A 20,855-nucleotide genomic window follows, 5' to 3' on the forward strand; every position below is an offset into this window, starting at 1 on the left:
GTGCGCACCGCCTCAGTGCGCACGAGGCTGGTTTTATCGCGGCAACGCGTAGGCGATGACCGAATCCCCGGCCTTGGTGCCGAGCGACCCGTGACCGCCTGCAACAACCACCACCATCTGGCGACCCGAACGGCTCTGGTAGGTCATCGGCGTCGCCTGTCCACCGGCCGGCAACCGTGCCCGCCAAAGCTGCTTGCCGGTGGTGACGTCATAGGCGCGCACGTAGTAATCCAGCGTACTGGAGAGGAACGCCACCCCGCCCGCAGTGATCACCGGCCCGCCCAGACTCGGCACACCCATTTCGAAGGGCAGCGGCACCGGTGCCCGGTCACGCACCGTACCGTTCTTGCGCAGCCAATGGGTTTTACCCGTGCGAAGGTCGGCGCCCGCCACATACCCCCATGGCGGCGCAGTGCACGGCAGACCAACCGGCGACACGAACGGCTTCAGGTCCACCGCAAACGGCGCGCCGAAATTTTCGTTCAGGTGCGGCTCGCTGTTGGAGACGTAAGCCTTCTCATCGTTCTCGCGCGGAATCAACGTTGAGGTGAAAGCCAAATAGGACGGTGCGCTAAACACCATCTGCCGGACCGGATCGACAGCTACCCCACCCCAGTTGAACACCCCGAAATTGCCAGGGTAGACCAGCGAACCCTGGATCGAAGGCGGCGTGTAACGCCCTTCGTAACGCAACGAATTGAACTGGATGTGACACATCATCTGATCAATGAAGGTCGCGCCCCACAAATCGGAATCCTGCAGCTTAGGCGGCTCGTACGACAGTGCCGATACAGGTTGGGTAGCCGCGGCATAATCGCCCTTCGCGGCACCTTGCGGCGCGGGCACCTCGCGCACCGGCAGCACCGGCTCGCCCGTGCGGCGATCCAGCACATAGATGTCGCCCTGTTTGGTTGGCTGCACGAGTGCCGGGACCATGCCCGACTCGGTCTGAATGTCGACAAGACTTGGTTGCGCCGGCACATCCATGTCCCAGAGATCATGATGTACCGTCTGAAACACCCAGCGCAGCTGCCCTGTTTCCAGATCCAGCGCGACGATGGAAGACGAGAAGCGCTCACTGTTCTCGCTGCGGTTGCCGCCCCACTGATCAGGAACCTGATTGCCCAGCGGCACGAACACCAACCCCAGCTCCTCGTCAGCGCTAGAGATGCTCCAGCTATTCGGCGTGCTCTCGCTGTAGGTTTCGCCTGGCGCGATGGGTGCGGTCTGCTCGGGATTGCCCGGGTCCCAGTTCCACTTCAGCTCGCCGGTGATTGCGTCATACGCGCGGATGACGCCAGATGGCTCGGTGGTCGAGACGTTGTCGTTGACGGCCCCGCCGACGATAACCAAGTCGTTAGCCACAACCGGTGGCGAGGTGGAGTAGTAGAAACCCTCCGTGACGTTCGGCATGTTCTTCCACAAATTCACCGCGCCGTTTTCGCCAAATGATTCGCAGACCTTGCCGGTCTCGGGGTCCAATGCGATCAGCCGCGCATCCGCTGTGGGCATGAACAGTCGCTGCTGACAGGCCTGTCCCTCCGCGGGGGTCTCGCTGGTGTGATAGGACAGACCGCGACACGTCAGATGCTGACGATTGGTCGAATCCGGAACCTGCGGATCGAAGCGCCAGCGCTCTTCCCCGGTCTCGGCATCCAACGCGATTACGAAGTTGTGCGGGGTACAGATGAAGAGGCTGTCATCGATTTTCAGCGGCGTGACTTCGTAGGTGGTCTCGTTGGGATCGCTAGGACGTCGCATATCGCCGGTGTGGTAATGCCAGACCTTTTCCAGCCGCTCGACATTGCTTGGCGTGATTTGCGCGAGCGGTGAGTAGCGCATGCCATGCTGGGTGCGACCGTACGCATGCCAATCGCTGGCTGGCACGTTATCAGCGGTGTTCACCTCGGCCGCTGGCGCAGCAGCCAAAGGCGGCGGCAGCATGCCTTTGATGTCACTGCTGTCGGAGGTCAAGGCGTGCAGAGCCGTCGCGCCCCATAGCGCCACCGCGATCATCAGCGGGATTGCGCTACCGCCCCAGGCGCGCGCACCGAAGTGCTGCCAACCCAGTCGCTGCGCAATCCAGGGCGTCAGGAACCATAGCCCAAGCGGGCCAATGATGCTGGCGCGCGGTGCCAGCTGCCACCAGTCGAAGCCCACTTCATAGATAGCCCAACCCAGCGCACCGAGCATAACCAAGGCGTAAACCCAGAGCGCTGCGCGACGCCGAATCCACAGCAGTGCGCCCGTCAGCAGAAAACCCACGGCGAGAACCGCGAAATACCAAGTACCGCCAAGGTCGATGACTCTCCAACCGCCTACGGCCAGGACCAGACCGAGAATGATGCACAGGATTGCACTGATGGTGACCGCCACACTCCACTCCTTAGTCTTGTTGTAAGGCTCTGGAGATGCGAAACAAAAAACTGCCTGCTACGAACATCCCCCTACCAATTGCCCAACGCAGGGACGACCACCGCCTGGGTCAGCCGATACATCAGTGGACCGGAGGCCGACGAGAATGCTCCCCGCCAAATGCAAAAACTGCCGATAAACGGATCTGAGCCAAGCTCAGTCTGCACACAAGCAGGCCCAGCCGAAGCAAGGGTGCCGGGCTGTACAGGCGAAAGACAGCTAGCCGCAGCGAAAAAATCGAACAAAAATTAGCCAGATCTGTATAATGTCCGGTTCGACTGACCATAGGAAACAGATAACGATGGCCGCCAAGACCACCTCAGCTAAGCGCAAACCCGAACCTGCCAGTGAAACCAGCGAATCGCTAGCCAACCAGATGGCAGCCTTCCTCAAGTCCGGCGGTGAAGTGCAGAAGATCCCGAACGGGGTCAGCGGACAGACCCAGGGCCCGTCGCGCCAGATCACCATCAGCAAGAAGTAAAATCCGCAACACCTGACCTAGTAAGCGAGCCCCACTGCTATTAGCCGTCTGCAGTGGCTCGCCAGGTTTCCCCTTCCGAAGCACCCGAGCTCACCATGACTGACCCGATACGCTTGTCCAAACGCCTCGCCGAGCAGATCGGCTGTTCCCGGCGCGAGGCCGAGCTATATATCGAGGGAGGCTGGGTCAGCGTCGACGGGCAGGTCATCGAAACTCCCTATTTCAAAGTCGGCGAGCAGCGTATCGAACTGCTGCCCGGCGCCACGGCGGCTGAATTGCCACCGGCCACGCTGCTGCTGCACAAACCCGCCGGCCAGCCTACAGCTGCAGAGGCCGCCGACGCGCTGAAGCAACTGGCCGAGTCCAGTCACTGGAGTGGCGACGGCTCGCGCCTGGCTCCTCGCGAGCGTCATTTCGCGCGTCAGACCGTCATCCTGCCGCTGGAACAGGACATCAGCGGATTGGTGGTGTTCAGCCAGCAGCGCGAAGTGATCCGCAAGCTCGCCGATCCCCGCGATGCGCTAGAGCAGGAGTACATCGTCGAAGTTGCTGGCGAGCCGGAGGAAGGCGGTCTGGAGTTGCTGGGCAAAGGGATCGGCCATCGCGGCAGGATTCTGCCCAAAGCCAAAGCCAGCTGGCAGAACGAAACCCGCCTGCGCATCGTGCTCAAGGCGCCTCAGGCCGGCGACCTTCAGCAGCTCTGCGAAGCCATCGGCTTGCAGATGGTCAGCTGCAAGCGGATTCGCATCGGTCGGCTGTCGATGGCCAAGCTACCGGTTGGTGAGTGGCGTTTTCTCGGCGAACATGAACGCTTCTAGCCTGACACCGTCTCTGGCATAGCTGCTCGCACGTCGCGACCGCTGAGCTATGCTGATGTCGTGACAAGTGAGAGCAAAGCCAGCTGCCGTTCATCGTCAGAAGCCCAGGTTGTCGCCCTTCGCCATCGAAAAAGGTTCTCCATGCACAGACTCGTCCTGTTGCTGATGTTCGTCCTGCTGCCGTCGGTCTGCGGGGCCCAGCAACGAATCGAGGTGTGGACGTATCATTTCTCGCCACCGTTCATTCTCGAAGACGGCAAAGGGTTGTCGCATGCCTTCGTCGACCTGCTCAACAATGACGCCGCTAACAGCCAGCGTTTTCGCTTCGAGCTGGTCAAATTGCCGCGCAAGCGCGTCGATAGACGGCTAGCACGAGAGCGACCTGGCGTTTTGCTCTGGGCCACTCCGAACTTCTTCACTGCCGAGCAAGCAGCCAACGGCAAATGGTCGGGGCCGCTATTGATCGATAAACAGGACTTTGTTTCGTTGCCTGATGCCCCGTTTGAATATGAAAACCCCGAATCGCTACACAACCTTGTCTTGGGAGGCGTACTCGGGCACCGATACGAAGGGCTCGAAGCGGATATCGCCAGCGGTGCAATCAAACGCCAGAACGCCCAAGGCGACCTGCAAAACCTCGAGAAGCTGCTGTCAGGTCGCATCGGCACCCTGCTGATTCCGCGCTCCACCCTGCTCTACTACCGTAAAGAGAAAAAACTACAGGATTTGTACGTCTCGAATACGCCGCTTTATCAGTTCACTCGGCATCTATGGGTCGCCGATGCGCTTGGCCAAGCGGCCACCCAGTACCTCGCCCGATTCGTAGAGAACTTGCCAGAGAACCCCGAGTGGCAGATCCTCCTGTTCCATTACGGACTGCAGCCCATTGCCACTGCGCAGTAAAACAGGCTGAACAGTTATGCTATACGCCGGTCAGAACACGCGCTGACACACTACATAATAGAGAGAACAAGGCAGCAATGAAGAACGCACTGGTGATCGGACTGCTCGTTGTGCTGGGCGGTTGCGCCTCTCAGCCATGTGACCAATATGGCAGCGATGGCAGTTGCCGCGCAGAGCGGCTGCTCTATCAGAACGATTTGCTGCAGGCCAAGATCCTCATTTCCATCGGCGACGAAAACGGCTATGAACTGGCCGCTGCGCTGCTCGAGCGTAGCGCTCGCCTCGATAAGCGAGGCGAGACCGAGTTCTACCAGGCACTGCTGTTGATCCGCCAAGGCCCACAACCGGAACAGGTCCTGCGTCTGCTCGAACAGGCCAGCGCCAAGGGCCACCCGCACGCCGTAGCGCTGCTATATAAGATCTACCAGGAACCTTACCTGCTGGATGAGCGCAACGTCGTCAAGGCCGAAGGATATCGCCAGGCGTATGCCGGGCTGGACGTTGCGCAGAGCGGCTATCCTTCGTTCGAGAAAGCCTTGGAGCTGGTTTCCCAGCTCGTCGAGCCGCCTCCGCCGCTCCCGGAAAGAGACGATCCCTGCGCTAATCAATGCCTCTGACGGCCATCACCTTGGCGTAGGTGTCTGCGAGACCTTGGGGTCTTGCTCCCCATCCAGCACTGCCTGCGCTTGCGCTTCGGTGGCGTACGGGCCCGCAATCGTTTGCCCATCGATCTCGACACCCAACAAGTGACCCAGGTCGGCCGCCAACCCTGAGGTACTTCATCTCCGGTCAGGTGCTTGATCCTGCGTTGCATAATCACCTCCGCTATTTGCTGTCAGCTTTCGAGCATCGCGCTTGCGGCGCGCTCTTGAATTAGGACCACAACCGCCGGCGTTTTCTCGCAGAAACAAGCCGTTGCTGTTTCGCCTCGAACTGACGAGGTACTTGCGGCTCTACAGAACAACGCAACCGAAACCCGTTCAACATCCCGACGATGACCCGACGAGGACTGCAATGCAGATCAGCCAGGTGCATGGGCGTAAACCAATTCTGGTCCTGCTGGCGTGTGCCCTCGTGTTGTCCGGTTGCAGCCGCATGAATCTGGCCTACCGAAACCTGGATCTGCTGATCCCCTGGTCGCTCAACGATTACCTGGACATGAGCCGTGACCAGCAAACGCGCTTTCGTGCGCAGCTACGAGAGCACATCAGCTGGCACTGCCGCACTCAGCTACCCGGCTATCTGGATCTCATCGAGCGCGTGCAGGCTCAGGTCCGCCGGGGCTCGCTGGATGAGTCCGCGCTACGAGCACACTATGAGAACGCCCAGGAGGCGATTCAGACGATCGCGCTGGAAATTACCCCAACTTCCGTTCAACTGCTTCGCGACCTTGAAGACAGGCAGGTGCGTGAACTGGACGAACAGTTTGAGAAAGACCGCCAGGAGCGCGAGAAGAAATACCTGCAACCACCGCTGGACCAGCAAATCCGTAAGCGCACCGACCGTATGCAAGAACGCGTCGAGCAATGGTTAGGCAAAGCCAGCGCCGCTCAACGCCAACGCATCCGCGAGTGGGCTAGAGCGCTTAGCGAGCAGAATCAGCTCTGGCTCGATAACCGCGCCCAGTGGCAGCGATCACTGGTCGAGGCCGTTCGCAACCGGGAACAGGCAAATTTTGACGAGCGCATCGCCCGGCTGCTTCAAGACCGTGAGGTCTATTGGACGGCGCCCTATCGTGCCGCCTTCCCGGCTGTCGAACAGGCCACAATCGACTTGGTGATCGACCTGTACGACATGGCCGACGCGACCCAGCGCCGTCACCTTGATGAGCGTTTGCAGGACATGAGGCGTGACCTCGGCTCGTTGGATTGCCTGCCGGCGACTCGCTGATCAGCCGCCGGCACGATGAAACGCTAACGGCGCCGACGAGCCAGTAGCAGCCCGACTACGCCCGCTGCGGCAATACCCCCGGCTAGCAACAAAGCTCGCTGGGGCTTTTCATCACTGCGCCAGCCACCATCGATTCGACGCTCGCCCAACGCTGGATGGAACAGGTTGCCCGAGGACGGCGCGACACGGTCGGCACGGCCCAAGGCCGCACCGGTTAGCAGGCCGGACAAGCGGTCGAAGCCTGGCGTAATGAAATGGGCGAAACGAAGCAGCGTTGCCGTCAGCCCAACGGATGTCGTATGCCGCGGATGCAGGGCGAGACTGACCATCGCATCGGCCACCTGACGGGGATCGCACAGTGGCGGTGGCGGCTGCAGCGAGCGACCGGCGAAGTTGCCGCCGTCCCGGAAACCGGGGGTATCCACCATCGAGGGATACACATCGCAGACATGAATGCCCGGCCACTGCGCCAGCTCGCCACGCAGCGCATGGGAAAACCCGCGCAGCCCGAACTTGCTCGCTGAATAGGCCACCGCATACGGCTGCGGCACCCAGCTGCCCACCGACTGCGTATTGATCAGCACGCCGCCGTGCTGCTGTTTGAAATACGGCAGGACGACATGTGCCCCGCGCAGATATCCGATCAGATCCGTCTGCACCACCTGCTCGTGCGCATCCATTGGCGTCTCGTCGAAGGCTCCGACAGCACCGACCCCGGCGTTATTGATCCAGATATCGATACGCCCGCGGCCAAACTCAGCCGCCGCGCTGGCCAGTTGCTCGACCGAATCACTGAGCGTCACATCGGTAGGCACCACCAGCGCCTCGGCCCCCAAAGCTCGGCATTCATTGGCCACTTCGTGCAACGCTTCCTCATCGCGCGCTGCCAGAACCACCCGGGCCTGCTCACGCGCAAACGCCTGTGCTGCTGCGCGGCCGATACCGCTGGAGGCGCCAGTGATGACCACCACCACGCCGTCGAGTCTGGATTCGCTCATGTTCGCTTCTCCGGTTTGCTGTCAGTCATAAGCTGACAGCTGCCGGGAGACAAACATTCCCCCGCCTCGTCCAGCAAGCGGAGTTTCAGACCATCTGCAATGGGCGTGGACGCGACGGGGGCGGAAAGGTCTTGTCGAGCAGGGCCAGGTCATCGGCGTGCAACGTCAACTCCGCCGCGCTGGCGTTTACTCGAAGATGGGCCGGGTTTGATGACTTTGGAATCACCAGTACGTTGGGCTGACGCAGCGCCCATGCCAGTGCAATCTGGGCGGGCTCCGCATTATACCGCCGGGCAACCTCCAGCATCGTCGGGTGGCGCAACAGATCCCCGCCCTGTCCTATTGGGCAGTAGGCCATGACGGGCATCCCCTGCGCCTGACACCAAGGCAGCAGATCGAATTCGATGCCCCGCTCCTGCGGGTTGTAGAGCACCTGATTGACCGCACAGTCCGGCGCATCCAGCTCGCGCATGTCGTCCAGATCCAGGTTGGATACACCCCAACGGCGAATCTTGCCCGCCTCTTTCAATCGTTCGAACGCTTCGACCGTTTCCGCCAACGGATACTGCCCGCGCCAATGCAACAGATACAGGTCGATGCACTCGGTGCCCAGCCGCCGCAGACTACGTTCACAGGCTTCGGGCACGCCTTTGCGGCTGGCGTTGTGCGGATAGACCTTGCTGACCAGAAACACCTGATCCCGGCAGTTGCGGATCGCCTCGCCGACCACCTCTTCGGCACCGCCTTCGCCGTACATCTCTGCGGTATCGATCAGCGTCATGCCCAGCTCGATGCCCAGTTGCAGGGCAGCCACCTCACTGCGGCGCTCTGCCGGGTTCTCGCCCATGTGCCAGGTGCCCTGCCCGACTACGGGAACGCTGGCGTCGGCTAGCTTGAGGCAGCGCATCAGCAGTCCCCCCGCGGTGCGTTCTGCTCGGCAACCGGCTCGGCCCACGGATCGTAGGTGCCGAAGTTCCACAGATGCCCCTCGAGGTCACGGCAGCTGAAACCACGACCGCCGTAGTCCTCGTCCTTCAGCTCGACGACGATCTCCGCGCCAGCCGCCTTGGCCTTGGTGTAGAGGGCGTCGGCACTGTTGACGATCACGTAAATGCTTTGTGTAGAGATGCCGCCAACTTCGTCCGGCTGTCTAACTTGGCGGCCATATTCGGAATCCGCTACCGGCCCTAGCATCAACATTCCGCTGCCGAAACTGAGCTGAGCGTGAATGACGCCGACTTGTGTATCTTCGATCACGCGCTGCTGCTCGAAATCAAAAACCTGGCAAAGCCATTTCAGCGCCGCAGGCACATCCCGATAGCGCAAACAGGGAATCAGGTTGGACGTGGTGTTCTTGCTGTACAGAGACATGAGCGCTCCTTTCGGTTGCCGCGGCTGCGTCCATGAAAAACGCACCGCATACCATTAAGACCGAAACCGGGGCTGACGTTCCCAAACATCGCCCAGGCCGCTCATGCCCGCTCAGCCAAACCAAGACGGATACCCAGCCCGATCAACACCGAGCCGAGCATGCGGTCGAGCCACAGACTCAAACGACGATTACCGCGTAACGCCGAACTTGCCCGAGCCGCCAGATACACCATGGCGCATTCCACAACGACCGCTACCAGCACGACCAGCACACCCAACACCAACAATTGCAGTGCTACTGCGCCGTGGTCGGGCCGTATGAACTGTGGCAGAAACGCCATGAAGAAAATCGCCGCTTTGGGATTGAGGACGTCCACCAGAATGCCTTGACGATAAGCCTGCCAAACGGTGACTCGCGGCACCGCTTTGAGATTGAGCGACGCAGCAGACCCAGGAGAGCGCAACGCCTGAACGCCAAGATAAAGCAGGTAGACCGCACCGAGGTACTTGACCACAGCGAAGGCCAGCGCCGATGTCGCGATGATGGCCGATATGCCCAGGGCAGCCGCCGCAACGTGAACCAACGCGCCACTACAGACCCCGCATACCGAAGCCACTCCGACCCGCCGCCCACCCGACAGCGTGCGCGATAGAACGAACAGCAAGTCGGGCCCCGGCGATAGATTGAGCGCCAGCGCAGCCGAGAAGAACACTACCCAGAACATCGGCTCAGACATCACCTGCACCTGGTACTCACAAAAAAGTGGACATTTGAATGTAGTCCAGCATGCGTCTGTTTTCCACCTCTCACCGCCCTCCAACCCATATAGCATGATGCGATTCGTCGGAAAACAGGCGAAATTTCACAAAGACGACTTTTTATTGTCACCACTCTGAACTATCTTTCCTCGGGCAATGTCAAAGCGCCAGTCCCGGCCATGGATTTCGGGCGCCCCACAGTTTCTTTTGCAAAGGATATGCATATGTTCGATGAAGCCCCCGCGGTGCTCGTCGCCTCGTCTACCCGCCTCGTCCTGCTATCCAATAGCGAATTGCTGGATGGCCTGCTTCAGCAGTATTTCCTTGGATGTCCAGAATGGCAGGTGCGTCTGGCGCGCAGCAGCACGCTGCGTCCCGGAACCGTCGACGCGGATCTGGTCCTGCTCGACGTAGGCAGCTTCACGGATGAAGATTGCCTGCGCCTGCTTCGACAACTGCGTGACACCTCCACAGCACTGGTCAATGTCCCAGCCGATCAGGCGCGGCGGTTGCTGGTTCAGCACCCCTGGATCAAGGGTGTGTTCTACCCGAACGCCAGCCGCATTAATTTCAGCCGCGGCGTCGCCGTCATCCTCGAGGGCGGCGACTGGTTGCCCCGTGCGCTGATGGAAAAGCTGCTGGGTCGCTACCGCCAGCTGACTCACGCCTCGCGCGCCATCGACGACCTGTCGGTACGGGAGAAGCAGATCCTGGCCCTAGCCGGCAAAGGCCTTTCGAACGCTGAGATCGCTGAATCTCTGCACCTGAGCACCCACACCATCAAAAGTCATATCCATAACGCCCTCGGCAAACTGGGCGCGTCCAACCGCGCGCAGGGGGCGTCGCTGGTGCTTGGACATGTCGGCGAGGCCGGTATATGAGGGCGGCGTGCCTGGGCCTGATGCTGTTAATCAGCCTCCAGGTCAGTGCCGACGAGGCCGAGCTCAAGGGGTTCATCACCAACAATACGGTTTCCCGGTCCGGCCAGGAGTTCTACCGCAAGTTCTGTGAACGCCTGAACAGCACCAGCGCGCTGGATTTCAACCTGGCCGTTAAAGAGCGCCCATCGGCGCGCTGGGGGATTCTGGTCTGGGTGGAGCAGAACAACCAGCCGCTGTATCGCCGCTTTCTGCAACCGAACGTCAGTGACATGGAACAGACCGCCTATGAAGCGGCGGATTTCGTGCTGCAAGAGATAAACCGTAGGAAAGTCGAAGCACTATTCGAAGACACCATTGACCTCGCGAGGGATGAGTTATGAACCGGCTACAAGAAAAAATTACCGGCGTCTTCCTGGGCGGATTGCTGCTCAGCTCCTGCCTGAGTGCCACCGAACTGGTGTACACCCCAGTCAATCCATCGTTTGGCGGCAGCCCCCTTAACGGCGCATGGCTACTGGGCAGTGCTCAGGCGCAGAACGACAAGAAAGATCCGGACGCCGTTGAATATGATCGGTCGATTTATGAGCGTCCGTCGGATCTGGAACGCCTGACTAGTCAGCTCGAATCAAGCCTGCTGAGTGAACTGCTGAGAGATGCGCAATCAGGCGAGACCGGCTCGCTCACCACCACAGACTTTTTTGTGCGTGCTTACAACGGCGATGCAGGCTTACTGATCGTCGAAATCACCGACCGGGTAACCGGCGAGATATCCGAAATCATCATCGGTCAATAATCAGGGAGAGAAAGGCCATGAGAAGCCTATTTGTAGCCATCGGGATGATGGCTGTTCTGCAAGGCTGCGCCGTACGCGAGCCAATGTCGGCAGACCAGGAAACCCCAACACTCACGCCGCGCACCTCAACCTACCAGGATCTGCTTGAACTGCCTCGTCCCCGTGGCCCGCTGGTAGCGGCGGTCTATGGCTTTCGCGACCAGACCGGGCAGTACAAGCCCAGTCCCGCCAGTTCCTTTTCCACGGCGGTAACCCAGGGCGCAGCGAGCATGCTGGTCGACGCCATGCAGGCGAGCGGCTGGTTCATCGTGCTCGAGCGTGAAGGTCTGCAGAACGTGCTGACCGAGCGCAAGATCATTCGTGCATCACAAGCCAAACCGGACGTAGCGCCGAACATCCAATCCGAACTGCCGTCGCTGCTGGCCGCCAACATCATCATGGAAGGCGCCATCGTCGCCTACGAAACCAACGTGCGCAGTGGGGGGCAAGGTGCTCGTTATCTGGGCATCGGCGTATCGCAGGAATATCGGGTCGACCAGGTCACGGTCAACCTGCGCGCCATCGACGTACGCAGTGGTCAGGTGTTGTCCAACGTGATGACCACCAAAACCATCTACTCCATCGGACGCAGCGCCAACGTCTACAAGTTCATCGAATTCAAGGAGCTGCTCGAAGCCGAGGCCGGCTACACCACCAACGAACCGGCGCAGCTTTGCGTGCTGTCAGCTATCGAGGCGGCCGTTGCTCACCTCATTGCCCAAGGCGTCGATCGTCGCCTCTGGCAAACGGCCGACAGCACCCCGGCAGTCGATGCTCAATTGGCGAAATATCTCGGCACGCCAGCCAATCCATAACAAACGAAGCGGTTTCACCCGTTCGATGGATTTGCAAGATCGCGGTTTAAGTCAGGATGACCTACCGCGACTTAACCAGGGACGAGTAATGATCGACGCGCAAAGGATTGCCCGCCAAGCGCTGCTGCCGCTGCTTTTCGCAGCGCTAAGCAGCCCTACCCTCCAGGCTGCCGACCTTCCCAACTCGTTGGATCTGGCGCCTAACGAAATCGCCTCTAGCCGCGCCCAGAGGGTCGCACTGGGACAAACCGGTACTACGGCGAGCAACCTGGCTCTCGTCATGCAGGCCGGGGACAACCTGACCGCAGACCTCACGCAAACCGGCAACGCACTGGAAGCCGTCATTCTTCAGAGCGGCTATGCCCTCGATGCCACCATCGAGCAGCAAGGCAGCCACAACTTGGGATTAATTGTTCAATCGGGCAGCCACAACGAGGCCCGTATCGAACAGTACGGCGCATACAACAACGCGCTGATCGAACAGACCGGCACCGGGCATCGCAGCAGCGTCACGCAGCATGGCCAGGGTCTGAGCGTACTGGTCCGCCAGTACCGCTAAAAAGCACCACCAGGAAGTACCGCTGAAAACATTCCATGGAGATACAACAATGTTCAAGATCAAACCCCTTGTAGCTGCCCTGCTGACCGTCGCTGCCACTCAGGCTATGGCTGCCAATAACACGTCCGAACAACGCCAGAACGGCGTCAATAATAATGCGGAAGTAACCCAAAGCTTCGGCAGTTCAAACTCGGCCAAACAAGTGCAGAGTGGCTGGGGCAACGGCGCGATAGCTGAGCAGACCAACTCGTCTTCTTCCTCTGCGCTGCAAACCCAGACCGGCAACTTCAACAAGGCGGGCGTCGACCAGAACCTGACTGCTAACAGCAGCTCCGTGCAGTGGCAGAACGGGTTCAACAATGAAGCCAGCGTCAGCCAGGATAGCGTGGGGTACAGCAGCGCCGGACAGCGTCAGGAAGGAAGCCGCAACGTTGCCAATACCGAACAGAACGGCACCTATGGCGTTGAAGCCTTCACCAAGCAAGTAGGCGCGCACAACGCCGCCTCGAGCTATCAGTTCGCAGCCAGTAGCAGCAAAACCGCCCTGTACCAAGACGGCGATTCCAACAACGCTACCGTCAGCCAGTCCTTCAGCGCCAGTGACCGCGCCCTGATTGATCAACGCGGCGGGCAGAACGATGCCACAGTTGTTCAGACATGGAGTGTTGGCTCGGTCGCCGAAACCGAACAGGTCGGCAACGACAACGATGCCTATGTGAGTCAGACAGGTTTAAGCCAGGAGGCTTATACCTATTCGAGCGGTGATCGCAACGATCTGACTGTCTACCAAAGCGGCAAGAATCAGAACGCATTCGTATACCAGCAAGGCAACGACAACCAAGCCGATGTAACTCAGAAGAACAACGGCAACACCGCGCAAGCCGGCCAGTACGGGTTCGGCAATGCTGCCTCGATCGATCAGAATGGCCGCGATCAAATCGCCACCGTAAATCAGCATGGTGGATATAACGACGCCACTGTCGATCAGTACGGCAGGAACAACTCGCTGGACTTCGACCAGTCGGGTTTCGGAAATACGCTTGCCGCTGTACAGGAAGGGACCGGTAATAGCATTACCGGCTCCAGCAACGTCGCCAACAATGATGTCGATATCGCCCAGGACGGTGATCACAACCTGGCCAACGTCAACCAGTTCGGTTTCGGCAACGACGCCACCGTCTCCCAGTATGGCGACAACCTTCAGGCTACGGTTGCGCAGAATGGTGCAGGAAACGTGGCCTTGGCTGTTCAGAGTGGCTTGGGCAACAACGCGCTGATCTCCCAGGCGGGCATCAACAACATGGCAATCGTTACGCAACAGTAATACCGCCACACGCGAAACTGCCGGCCCTGTGCCGGCAGCTTCGTTTCCAACGGAGATCACTCCGACGGGGTCGAATGGCCGAAAGAATTGAGTGGCCCGACGCTGATACGTCGCGCCTGGGTGCCCCTGCCCGCTGGGCTAGACGTTAGAAGACCTGCCGAGCAGTACGTCAGCGTGCAACCGAAGGCCTGCAGGCGTCGCTGCGCAACTCGGCGATGCGCGCTGCCAGTGTCTCGATGGAAAACGGCTTAGTGACGATGCGCATCCCAGGCTCCAACGGGCCATTTCCCATCACCACGGTTTCCGCATAGCCGGTGATGAACAACACGCGAAGATGCGGATCGCGTTGACGCGCAGCATCGGCCAGCTGTCTGCCATTCATGCCGCCCGGTAACCCGACATCAGTGATCAGCAGCGAGACCGGCTCGCCGCTTTCGAACGCTTGCAAGGCACCATGACCGTCAGCCGCCTGCAGCACTTGGTAGCCGAGCTCTTCCAGAATTTCCACGACCAACATTCTTATGGCCGGCTCGTCATCCACCACCAGTACCGTCTCACCCGCCGCCTCACTGGCCGGCAGGGCTGCTTGCGATCCATTCCCGGGCCGGGCAGGTGCGGTAGTCATCGCGACGCGCGGCAGGTACAGACTGATCCGCGCGCCCTGCCCCGGTTCGGATTGAATGCTTACCTGGCCACCGGATTGCCGGGTAAATCCATAGACCATGGACAAGCCCAGGCCAGTGCCCATGCCCAGCGGCTTGGTGGTGAAAAACGGGTCGAAGGCCTGGGCCACCACGTCCTGCGGCATCCCGACGCCAGTGTCCGCCACACAGATCACCACATAAGCACCAGCCTTAATATCCAACATCAGGGCATCGTCATCCGTGACCTCACGGTTGCTGGATGTGATGGTCAAGGTTCCACCGTCAGGCATGGCATCACGGGCGTTAATGCCCAGGTTGAGCAGGGCATTTTCCAGCTGGTTACGGTCCACCAGTGTCGGCCAGAGGCCCGGAGACAACGTGGTTTGTAGTCTTACCGATGGCCCCACCGTTCGGCTAAGCAACTGGTATAGATCATTGATCAGCTCGCCGACATCGGTCGCCATGGGGTCAAGCGTCTGCCGGCGGGAAAACGCCAGCAAGCGATGTGTCAGGGCTGCAGCACGTCGGGTCGCGGTCTGGGCTACGTCCAGATAGGAACTCAGCGACTCGACGCGGCCTTGCCCAATGCGCTTTTCGAGCAACTCCAGGCTGCCGCTGATACCGGTCAGGAGGTTGTTGAAATCGTGCGCCAACCCACCCGTGAGCTGGCCAACCGCCTCCATTTTCTGGCTTTGCCGCAGCTGTGCTTCGGCGCGGGCAAGCGCATCAGCTTGTTCCTTCTCGGCAGTGATATCGCGCCCCACCGCATTGATCACCTGCTCGGCCGACCGAGCCGACCAATTTATCCAGCGGTAACGCCCATCCTCTCGGCGATAGCGATTCTCGAAGCGCACGACAGACTCGCCGCCGCTTAGACGCTCGATGGCTTTTCCGGTACTCGAGAGATCGGCCGGGTGAATCAGATCGAGAATATTGGCATTCAACAGCTGCGCCTCGCTCCAGCCCAGAAGCTGTTCCCAGGCAGGATTGACCGCGATGATGTCGCCATCGAGACGACACCGCAGCATGATGTCGCTGGATAGATCCCAAAGCTGGTTTCGGTCCTTGGTACGCGTGGCCACTTCCTCGCGCAGGGAATTGGTCAGCGCTTGCAGCGCGGATTCAGCCGAGCGCCGTGCAGAGACATCATTGAAGAGCGCAGCCACGCGCAGCTCGGACGGCTCACCAATCGGCATCGCTTGTACCTCATACCAGCGATCCAGGGCTCGGGCATGGTTTTCGAAACGAACAGGACGGCGGCTCGTTGCGACCTCACCATAAATGTCGAACCAATGCTGCTCATGCACTGGCGCCAGATCACGCATCCACTTGCCGACAGCATCGACAAGGCCGGTCTGGCGCTCGAAGGCCGGGTTGGTTTCGATGAAGCGGTAATCGACGGGCTGACCCTGTTGGTCGTATTTCATCTCGAAAATGCAAAATCCGGCGTCGATAGAGCTGAACAGCGTGCGATAGCGCTGATCGCTCTCGGCCAGCTCGCGCGCCGCCCGATCCTCCGCGGTGCGGTCGCGAAAGATCTTTAGAAAGCCGACATGACGGCCCTCCAAGCGGAGCGGCGTCAAGGTGCCGCGGCAACGCAGCCGAGAACCGTCGGCGCACTGGTACCAGCGTTCATGCCGTGTGGCACCGTTAGCAAGGGCGCTCTGCAGCAGCGATAACAGGTGAACATCGTCTTGCTCGGGAATGAGCTTGCTGAAGGACCGACCGAGCATATCCTCCGCCGCCCAACCAAACAGCTCCTCGGCACCTACGCTCCAGGCTGTGACAACGCCCTCGGCATCGGTGGTGAGCATTGCGCAATCGCTGGCGGCCTCGAAGATTGCCTGTACTTGCTGCGAGGAAATGGGGTGGCTCCTGATGGTTTTGTGTCGCGGCTAGCCTCGTTGCAAAAGCAGGTCGTGTTGGCCCAACCGTCGAAGCTAACAACCTTCGACAAGCATTATGCCTTCGAATTCACGGCTGCAACCAGGCCCAGCAATACCTCGGTATCTAGCCACTGCCCTAGCCCGAGTCCGCATCATCTACGGTAGGCAGCGGTTAAACACAAGGGCTTTGAGGCCACTGTTGGGACTGATATCAGGGAATTCCGGTGGGTTCTCCAGACGCACTTGAAACACTAGTTCCGCCGCTTCGGCCGCCATATTCTCGATGAGGAAATCCGGCCCGGTATCCGGGTCGTTGATGCAGGCCAGCACTGTCCCACTCTCGGTGAGCAGCTCCGGCAGGCGCCTGAGAATTTTTTGGTAATCGCGGCTCAGCGCGAAGCTGCCTTTCTGAAATGACGGCGGATCGATGATCACAAGATCGTACGGGCCGGTCTTCTTCACCTTGCCCCACGACTTGAACAGCTCATGGCCCAGAAAAGTGACCCGGCTCAGGTCATGCTCGTTGAGCCGATGGTTATCGCGCCCACGACTCAGCGCCGCGCGCGCCATGTCGAGGTTGACCACATGCTCCGCGCCTCCAGCGACAGCCGCTACCGAAAAGCCGCAGGTATACGCGAACAGGTTCAGCACGCGCTTGCCCCGCGCCTGCTGCTGTACCCAGCGCCTGCCGTAACGCATGTCGAGAAACAGCCCGTTGTTCTGCTTGATGCCCAGGTCGAGCTTGTAGCGCAGGCCGTTCTCGCTGATTACCCATTCCTCGACCGGCTCGCCAAGCAGCTGTTGCATATGGCTGTCCGGCAGGTAGCGATGCTGCAACAACAGCGTATGCGCCCCGCTCGCCGTCCAGGTCGGTGTGCCCACCAATGCCAACAGCATCTCAACAAACGCCTCCAGTTCCGCCACCGCCGGCTCGCGAAACAGCGACACCAGCACAATGCCCTGCAGCCAATCCACCGTGACGTGCTCCAACCCGGCCCAGCAGCGACCGCGACCGTGGAAGATCCGGCGGGTTTCGTCGGGCAGCTGGGTCAAGGATTGGCTAACGTGCTGCTGAAGGGTGGCGAGGGCATCGGGCTGCATTGTTAGGTCGTCTCGAAAAAGGCGGGCGCATTCTAAACGTGAACCGCCGGGCCTGCAGGCCCGATGGCGGTCGATGCTGCGTCATCCTCGGGCGGAACCTCGCGAAACGGCGCCCGCTTCAGACTGCATCGCTCGGTGTGGTGAGTGCTGCCATGAAGGTGCACTCACGCCGGGCTGGGTGACTTCGCTGCCCGGCCCTTGCGAGGCGAGGCTTTACGGCCAGTGCTCTTGCGCTTTTTCCAGGGCACGGCACGACCGGCGGATGCGGCCGGGCCGGTAATAGTCAGGCGGAGGCCTTTGCAACGCTCGACCTGCTTGCTCATCCACGCCGATTGCTTGGTAACAAACTCGTCCAGGCTCATTTCGCCGCTCTGCACCATGTCCAGCGCCTGCTCCCAGATCGCCGTGGTGCCGGGATCGGCGATGGCGCGCGGCACGGCGTCGATGAGGCTGAAGGCCGCTGGCGTGGCCGCCAATGCTTTGCCCTGTTTGGTCAGGTAGCCACGGTCGAGCAGGCCTTGGATGATTCCCGCCCGGGTCGCTTCGGTGCCAATGCCGGTGGTGTCCTTGAGCTTCTGTTTCAGCTTCGGATCGTCCACCAGCTTGGCCACGTTTTTCATTGCTTTGATCAGATCGCCCTCGGTGAAAGGCTTGGGCGGCTGAGTCCACAAATCTTTGAGCGCGACATCAGCCACCGGGTAGATCTGCCCCTGCTGCAAGGCCGGCAGGCTTTGTGCCGCCGCGGTCGTTGCAGTCGTTGTATCAGCTGATCGGCTGTGGCTGGCCGCGAGCGCTTCGGGCAAGGCGCGCTTCCAGCCCGGTTCGACAACTTGTTTGCCCACCGCTCGCAGCGCCTCGCCAGCACAATCGAAATCCGCCTGCGTGCGGTCGTATTCGTGGTTGGGCAGAAATTGCGCAAGGTATCGGGCGCGAATCAGCGTGTAGACGGCACGCGGCTTGCCCGTTAGTCGCTCCAGCGAACGGGCCGCCGCGGTAGGGATGATGCCGTGATGCGCGCCCACCTTGCCATCGTTCCAGGCGCGCGACTTGCGCCGAGCGTCAAGGTACGGCTTGAGCACGGCCAGGATCGGGTCAGCGCCGGCGAGCGCCCCAAGGATCGTGGGCGCCTCGCTGTGCTGGCTCAACGGCAAGTAGCCGCAATCGCTGCGCGGGTAGGTGATCAACTTGTAGGTTTCGTACAGCGACTGGGCGATATCAAGCGTTTCCTGCGCACCGAGCCCGAGCTTTTTCGAGCAGATTTCCTGCAACGTACCGAGATCGAACGGCAGCGGTGCCGCTTCACGCATGCGCTCGGTCTTGAGTTTCTGCAGCCTAGCCTCCCCCGTCTGGCGCATGACATCGGCAGCCTGCTGCGCAAGATTCGGGTCGAGGCAGCGGCCCTGATCATCACAGCACTCTTCCGCTGCTCGCCATTGCGCGGTGAACGACACGCTGTCGCCAAGCAATCTCACGTCGATAGCCCAGAACGGCAGCGGCACGAAATCGGCAATGCTGCGATCGCGGTCGACCACCAGCCGCAGCGTCGGCGTCTGCACGCGACCCACCGGCAGCACGCCTTGATAGCCGGATTGCCTTCCGAGCAACGTGAACAGCCGGCTCATGTTCATGCCGATCAGCCAGTCCGCCCGCGACCGGCCCAATGCAGACTGATACAGATTGAAGGTGTCCGCACCGGCACGCAGCGCGCCGAGTGCCTTGCGGATCGAGGCATCATCCAGCGCCGACAGCCATAACCGCTGAATCGGCCCGCGGTACCGGCAATGCTCGACCAGCTCGCGCGCGATCATCTCGCCTTCGCGATCGGCGTCGGTGGCTATTATCAGCTCCTGCGCCTCGCCCAGCAGGCGCTTGACCGCCTTGTATTGGCTTGCGGTCTTGGGCTTCACCTGCATTTTCCAGCGCTCGGGCACGATGGGCAGATCTGCCAGCACCCAACGTTTGTAACGCGCGTCGTAACTATCCGGCGGCGCGGTTTCCAGCAGATGGCCAATGCACCAGGTTACCGTGACGCCCGCGCCCACCCAGCAGCCATCGCCACGCCGCGTAGCGCCAAGCACCTGGGCGATGTCCTTGGCCTGGGAAGGTTTTTCGCAGAGAAACAGCCGCATCGGGTTTTACTAGTCACTTATGAATGGCGCACAGCATGCGCAGCGATGATGTCCAAGGCAACATTTATCTGTATGGATAAACAGTTATTAGCCGCCCTCGAAGTGACCACCAGAGGCGCCCGGCAATCAGACGGCCGCAGCCTTTAAGGCTCATCGACGGTACGCACGCGTGTATCGGGGAAATAAGGCAGCCCTGATCTAGCTGGCTTTGTGGCGTATCGGTAGGATGGGAACTTCCTTCGGGCAAGGCGAGATGGAACTCACTGACATCCCCAAAACACCCCATAGCATTCCCAACTGCATGCCTGGTGATACCTGACCAGCCAGGTTCTCTCCTCACAGCTGCGTCCCGGCAACTTCCGGTGGTGATATGTACGTTCCTGAACATTTTAATGCCCCATCGACTGACGCCATGCTCGATCTCATCAGACAGCACCCTTTGGGAATCCTGTTCATAAACGGCAGTAGCGGTCTGGATGCCAATCACATCCCCTTCGAGTTGGCCGCAGAGCAACAGGCACTTGGGACGCTACATGCCCATGTCGCACGTAATAACCCGGTTTGGACTGAGGTTCGGAACGGTGATGAGGTACTTGTCGTATTTAGAGGAGAGGAATCCTATATCTCGCCTAACTGGTACCCGAGCAAACAGGAACACCACAAGCAGGTACCTACATGGAACTACAAGGTGGTACATGCACATGGCCGCATCATGGTTCGCGATGATGAGCGCTATGTAAGGGGGCTGGTCGCGAGGCTTACCCGCACGCATGAAGCGTCCGAGCCCAAGCAGTGGAAAATGACTGATGCACCCGCGCAATACATCGCATCGATGATGCAGGCTATCGTCGGTATAGAGATCGAAATCACCCGGCTCACTGGCAAGTTCAAGCTGAGCCAGAACAAGGATCCGGAGGATATCCGTAGCGCTTCGACGATTCTGATCGAGCGGGGACGTGAGGCCCTAGGCGAATCAATGCGACGGATAACGCTTGACCAGGAAGATTAATCGCTCGGCTTTCGATCCGCCTGCGCAACGCATTGAGCAT

The 20,855-nt window shown here is 60.2% G+C and carries 20 protein-coding genes; 12 read left to right on the forward strand and 8 right to left on the reverse strand.

Features of this window, described 5'->3' with window-relative positions:
- Positions 1 to 33: 33 nt before the first annotated feature.
- Entirely contained in the window at positions 34 to 2,376 is a 2,343-nt protein-coding gene (locus tag BUE09_RS10460) for a glucose/quinate/shikimate family membrane-bound PQQ-dependent dehydrogenase (protein WP_073300923.1), read from the reverse strand.
- A gap of 340 nt (positions 2,377 to 2,716) precedes the next feature.
- On the opposite strand from BUE09_RS10460, the gene BUE09_RS10465 reads away from it, so the two are divergent.
- The 5 genes from BUE09_RS10465 to BUE09_RS10490 all read left to right on the forward strand — a co-directional run bounded on the left by BUE09_RS10465 (position 2,717) and on the right by BUE09_RS10490 (position 6,507).
- Positions 2,717 to 2,896, forward strand: a complete 180-nt coding sequence (locus BUE09_RS10465; RefSeq protein ID WP_073300924.1) for a hypothetical protein — start codon at positions 2,717 to 2,719, stop codon at positions 2,894 to 2,896.
- A 95-nt stretch (positions 2,897 to 2,991) separates the two neighbouring features.
- Positions 2,992 to 3,714, forward strand: a complete 723-nt coding sequence (locus BUE09_RS10470; RefSeq protein WP_073300925.1) for an RNA pseudouridine synthase — start codon at positions 2,992 to 2,994, stop codon at positions 3,712 to 3,714.
- A gap of 141 nt (positions 3,715 to 3,855) precedes the next feature.
- Positions 3,856 to 4,617: an ABC transporter substrate-binding protein gene (locus tag BUE09_RS10475; RefSeq protein WP_073300926.1), complete on the forward strand. Its 762-nt coding sequence runs from the start codon at positions 3,856 to 3,858 to the stop codon at positions 4,615 to 4,617.
- 77 nt (positions 4,618 to 4,694) lie between these two features.
- Positions 4,695 to 5,234, forward strand: a complete 540-nt coding sequence (locus tag BUE09_RS10480; RefSeq protein WP_073300927.1) for a hypothetical protein — start codon at positions 4,695 to 4,697, stop codon at positions 5,232 to 5,234.
- 397 nt (positions 5,235 to 5,631) lie between these two features.
- The gene (locus BUE09_RS10490) at positions 5,632 to 6,507 is read left to right on the forward strand and encodes a DUF6279 family lipoprotein (protein WP_073300928.1); all 876 of its coding nucleotides are present in this window, start codon (positions 5,632 to 5,634) and stop codon (positions 6,505 to 6,507) included.
- Positions 6,508 to 6,530: 23 nt separating this feature from the next.
- On the opposite strand, the gene BUE09_RS10495 is transcribed toward BUE09_RS10490, so the two are convergent.
- The 4 genes from BUE09_RS10495 to BUE09_RS10510 form a co-directional block, all read right to left on the reverse strand.
- Complete coding sequence (locus BUE09_RS10495) at positions 6,531 to 7,505, reverse strand: SDR family oxidoreductase (protein ID WP_073300929.1); 975 nt, start codon at positions 7,503 to 7,505, stop codon at positions 6,531 to 6,533.
- An 85-nt stretch (positions 7,506 to 7,590) separates the two neighbouring features.
- Positions 7,591 to 8,412, reverse strand: coding sequence for an aldo/keto reductase (locus BUE09_RS10500; protein ID WP_073300930.1), 822 nt, complete (start codon positions 8,410 to 8,412; stop codon positions 7,591 to 7,593).
- Positions 8,412 to 8,876 (reverse strand): VOC family protein, encoded by a 465-nt coding sequence (locus BUE09_RS10505; protein WP_073300931.1) that lies wholly within the window; start codon positions 8,874 to 8,876, stop codon positions 8,412 to 8,414. Before BUE09_RS10505 ends, BUE09_RS10500 begins: the two co-directional genes overlap by 1 nt.
- Positions 8,877 to 8,977: 101 nt before the next feature.
- Positions 8,978 to 9,613 carry a LysE family translocator gene (locus tag BUE09_RS10510; RefSeq protein WP_073300932.1) on the reverse strand — a complete coding sequence of 212 codons (636 nt, stop codon included), beginning with the start codon at positions 9,611 to 9,613 and terminating at the stop codon, positions 8,978 to 8,980.
- A 246-nt stretch (positions 9,614 to 9,859) separates the two neighbouring features.
- Here BUE09_RS10510 and BUE09_RS10515 point away from each other — a divergent pair, with 246 nt between their 5' ends.
- The 6 genes from BUE09_RS10515 to BUE09_RS10540 all read left to right on the forward strand — a co-directional run bounded on the left by BUE09_RS10515 (position 9,860) and on the right by BUE09_RS10540 (position 14,046).
- Positions 9,860 to 10,516 carry a helix-turn-helix transcriptional regulator gene (locus tag BUE09_RS10515; protein ID WP_073300933.1) on the forward strand — a complete coding sequence of 219 codons (657 nt, stop codon included), beginning with the start codon at positions 9,860 to 9,862 and terminating at the stop codon, positions 10,514 to 10,516.
- The gene (gene csgE, locus BUE09_RS10520; RefSeq protein ID WP_073300934.1) at positions 10,513 to 10,896 is read left to right on the forward strand and encodes a curli production assembly/transport protein CsgE; all 384 of its coding nucleotides are present in this window, start codon (positions 10,513 to 10,515) and stop codon (positions 10,894 to 10,896) included. The genes BUE09_RS10515 and csgE overlap by 4 nt, the downstream gene beginning before the upstream one ends.
- A complete protein-coding gene (locus tag BUE09_RS10525) occupies positions 10,893 to 11,309 on the forward strand; it encodes a curli assembly protein CsgF (protein ID WP_073300935.1) in 417 nt (138 codons plus the stop codon). Before csgE ends, BUE09_RS10525 begins: the two co-directional genes overlap by 4 nt.
- Positions 11,310 to 11,326: 17 nt before the next feature.
- Entirely contained in the window at positions 11,327 to 12,163 is an 837-nt protein-coding gene (locus tag BUE09_RS10530) for a CsgG/HfaB family protein (protein ID WP_083380685.1), read from the forward strand.
- Between the two features lie 88 nt (positions 12,164 to 12,251).
- Complete coding sequence (locus BUE09_RS10535; protein WP_073300937.1) at positions 12,252 to 12,722, forward strand: hypothetical protein; 471 nt, start codon at positions 12,252 to 12,254, stop codon at positions 12,720 to 12,722.
- Positions 12,723 to 12,771: 49 nt separating this feature from the next.
- On the forward strand, positions 12,772 to 14,046 hold the full coding sequence (locus BUE09_RS10540; protein WP_073300938.1) for a hypothetical protein: 1,275 nt from the start codon (positions 12,772 to 12,774) through the stop codon (positions 14,044 to 14,046).
- Positions 14,047 to 14,215: 169 nt separating this feature from the next.
- On the opposite strand, the gene BUE09_RS10545 is transcribed toward BUE09_RS10540, so the two are convergent.
- From BUE09_RS10545 to BUE09_RS10555, 3 genes are all read right to left on the reverse strand, one after another.
- Positions 14,216 to 16,570: a PAS domain S-box protein gene (locus BUE09_RS10545; protein ID WP_073300939.1), complete on the reverse strand. Its 2,355-nt coding sequence runs from the start codon at positions 16,568 to 16,570 to the stop codon at positions 14,216 to 14,218.
- A 162-nt stretch (positions 16,571 to 16,732) separates the two neighbouring features.
- Positions 16,733 to 17,677 (reverse strand): class I SAM-dependent methyltransferase, encoded by a 945-nt coding sequence (locus BUE09_RS10550; protein WP_073300940.1) that lies wholly within the window; start codon positions 17,675 to 17,677, stop codon positions 16,733 to 16,735.
- Positions 17,678 to 17,841: 164 nt separating this feature from the next.
- Positions 17,842 to 19,806 carry a DNA topoisomerase III gene (locus BUE09_RS10555; RefSeq protein WP_073300941.1) on the reverse strand — a complete coding sequence of 655 codons (1,965 nt, stop codon included), beginning with the start codon at positions 19,804 to 19,806 and terminating at the stop codon, positions 17,842 to 17,844.
- Positions 19,807 to 20,176: 370 nt separating this feature from the next.
- On the opposite strand from BUE09_RS10555, the gene BUE09_RS10560 reads away from it, so the two are divergent.
- Positions 20,177 to 20,815, forward strand: coding sequence for an FMN-binding negative transcriptional regulator (locus tag BUE09_RS10560; RefSeq protein ID WP_073300942.1), 639 nt, complete (start codon positions 20,177 to 20,179; stop codon positions 20,813 to 20,815).
- The last annotated feature ends 40 nt before the right edge of the window (positions 20,816 to 20,855 follow it).

This window comes from Stutzerimonas xanthomarina DSM 18231, from assembly GCF_900129835.1.
GTDB lineage: Bacteria > Pseudomonadota > Gammaproteobacteria > Pseudomonadales > Pseudomonadaceae > Stutzerimonas > Stutzerimonas xanthomarina.

Excerpts from the sequence above, each read along its gene's own strand:
- BUE09_RS10465 (WP_073300924.1), top strand. The coding sequence starts at position 2,717 with ATGGCCGCCAAGACCACCTCAGCTAAGCGCAAACCCGAACCTGCCAGT.
- BUE09_RS10470 (WP_073300925.1), top strand. The coding sequence starts at position 2,992 with ATGACTGACCCGATACGCTTGTCCAAACGCCTCGCCGAGCAGATCGGC.
- BUE09_RS10475 (WP_073300926.1), top strand. The coding sequence starts at position 3,856 with ATGCACAGACTCGTCCTGTTGCTGATGTTCGTCCTGCTGCCGTCGGTC.
- BUE09_RS10480 (WP_073300927.1), top strand. The coding sequence starts at position 4,695 with ATGAAGAACGCACTGGTGATCGGACTGCTCGTTGTGCTGGGCGGTTGC.
- BUE09_RS10490 (WP_073300928.1), top strand. The coding sequence starts at position 5,632 with ATGCAGATCAGCCAGGTGCATGGGCGTAAACCAATTCTGGTCCTGCTG.
- BUE09_RS10495 (WP_073300929.1), bottom strand. The coding sequence starts at position 7,505 with ATGAGCGAATCCAGACTCGACGGCGTGGTGGTGGTCATCACTGGCGCC.
- BUE09_RS10500 (WP_073300930.1), bottom strand. The coding sequence starts at position 8,412 with ATGCGCTGCCTCAAGCTAGCCGACGCCAGCGTTCCCGTAGTCGGGCAG.
- BUE09_RS10505 (WP_073300931.1), bottom strand. The coding sequence starts at position 8,876 with ATGTCTCTGTACAGCAAGAACACCACGTCCAACCTGATTCCCTGTTTG.
- BUE09_RS10510 (WP_073300932.1), bottom strand. The coding sequence starts at position 9,613 with ATGTCTGAGCCGATGTTCTGGGTAGTGTTCTTCTCGGCTGCGCTGGCG.
- BUE09_RS10515 (WP_073300933.1), top strand. The coding sequence starts at position 9,860 with ATGTTCGATGAAGCCCCCGCGGTGCTCGTCGCCTCGTCTACCCGCCTC.
- csgE (WP_073300934.1), top strand. The coding sequence starts at position 10,513 with ATGAGGGCGGCGTGCCTGGGCCTGATGCTGTTAATCAGCCTCCAGGTC.
- BUE09_RS10525 (WP_073300935.1), top strand. The coding sequence starts at position 10,893 with ATGAACCGGCTACAAGAAAAAATTACCGGCGTCTTCCTGGGCGGATTG.
- BUE09_RS10530 (WP_083380685.1), top strand. The coding sequence starts at position 11,327 with ATGAGAAGCCTATTTGTAGCCATCGGGATGATGGCTGTTCTGCAAGGC.
- BUE09_RS10535 (WP_073300937.1), top strand. The coding sequence starts at position 12,252 with ATGATCGACGCGCAAAGGATTGCCCGCCAAGCGCTGCTGCCGCTGCTT.
- BUE09_RS10540 (WP_073300938.1), top strand. The coding sequence starts at position 12,772 with ATGTTCAAGATCAAACCCCTTGTAGCTGCCCTGCTGACCGTCGCTGCC.
- BUE09_RS10550 (WP_073300940.1), bottom strand. The coding sequence starts at position 17,677 with ATGCAGCCCGATGCCCTCGCCACCCTTCAGCAGCACGTTAGCCAATCC.
- BUE09_RS10555 (WP_073300941.1), bottom strand. The coding sequence starts at position 19,806 with ATGCGGCTGTTTCTCTGCGAAAAACCTTCCCAGGCCAAGGACATCGCC.
- BUE09_RS10560 (WP_073300942.1), top strand. The coding sequence starts at position 20,177 with ATGTACGTTCCTGAACATTTTAATGCCCCATCGACTGACGCCATGCTC.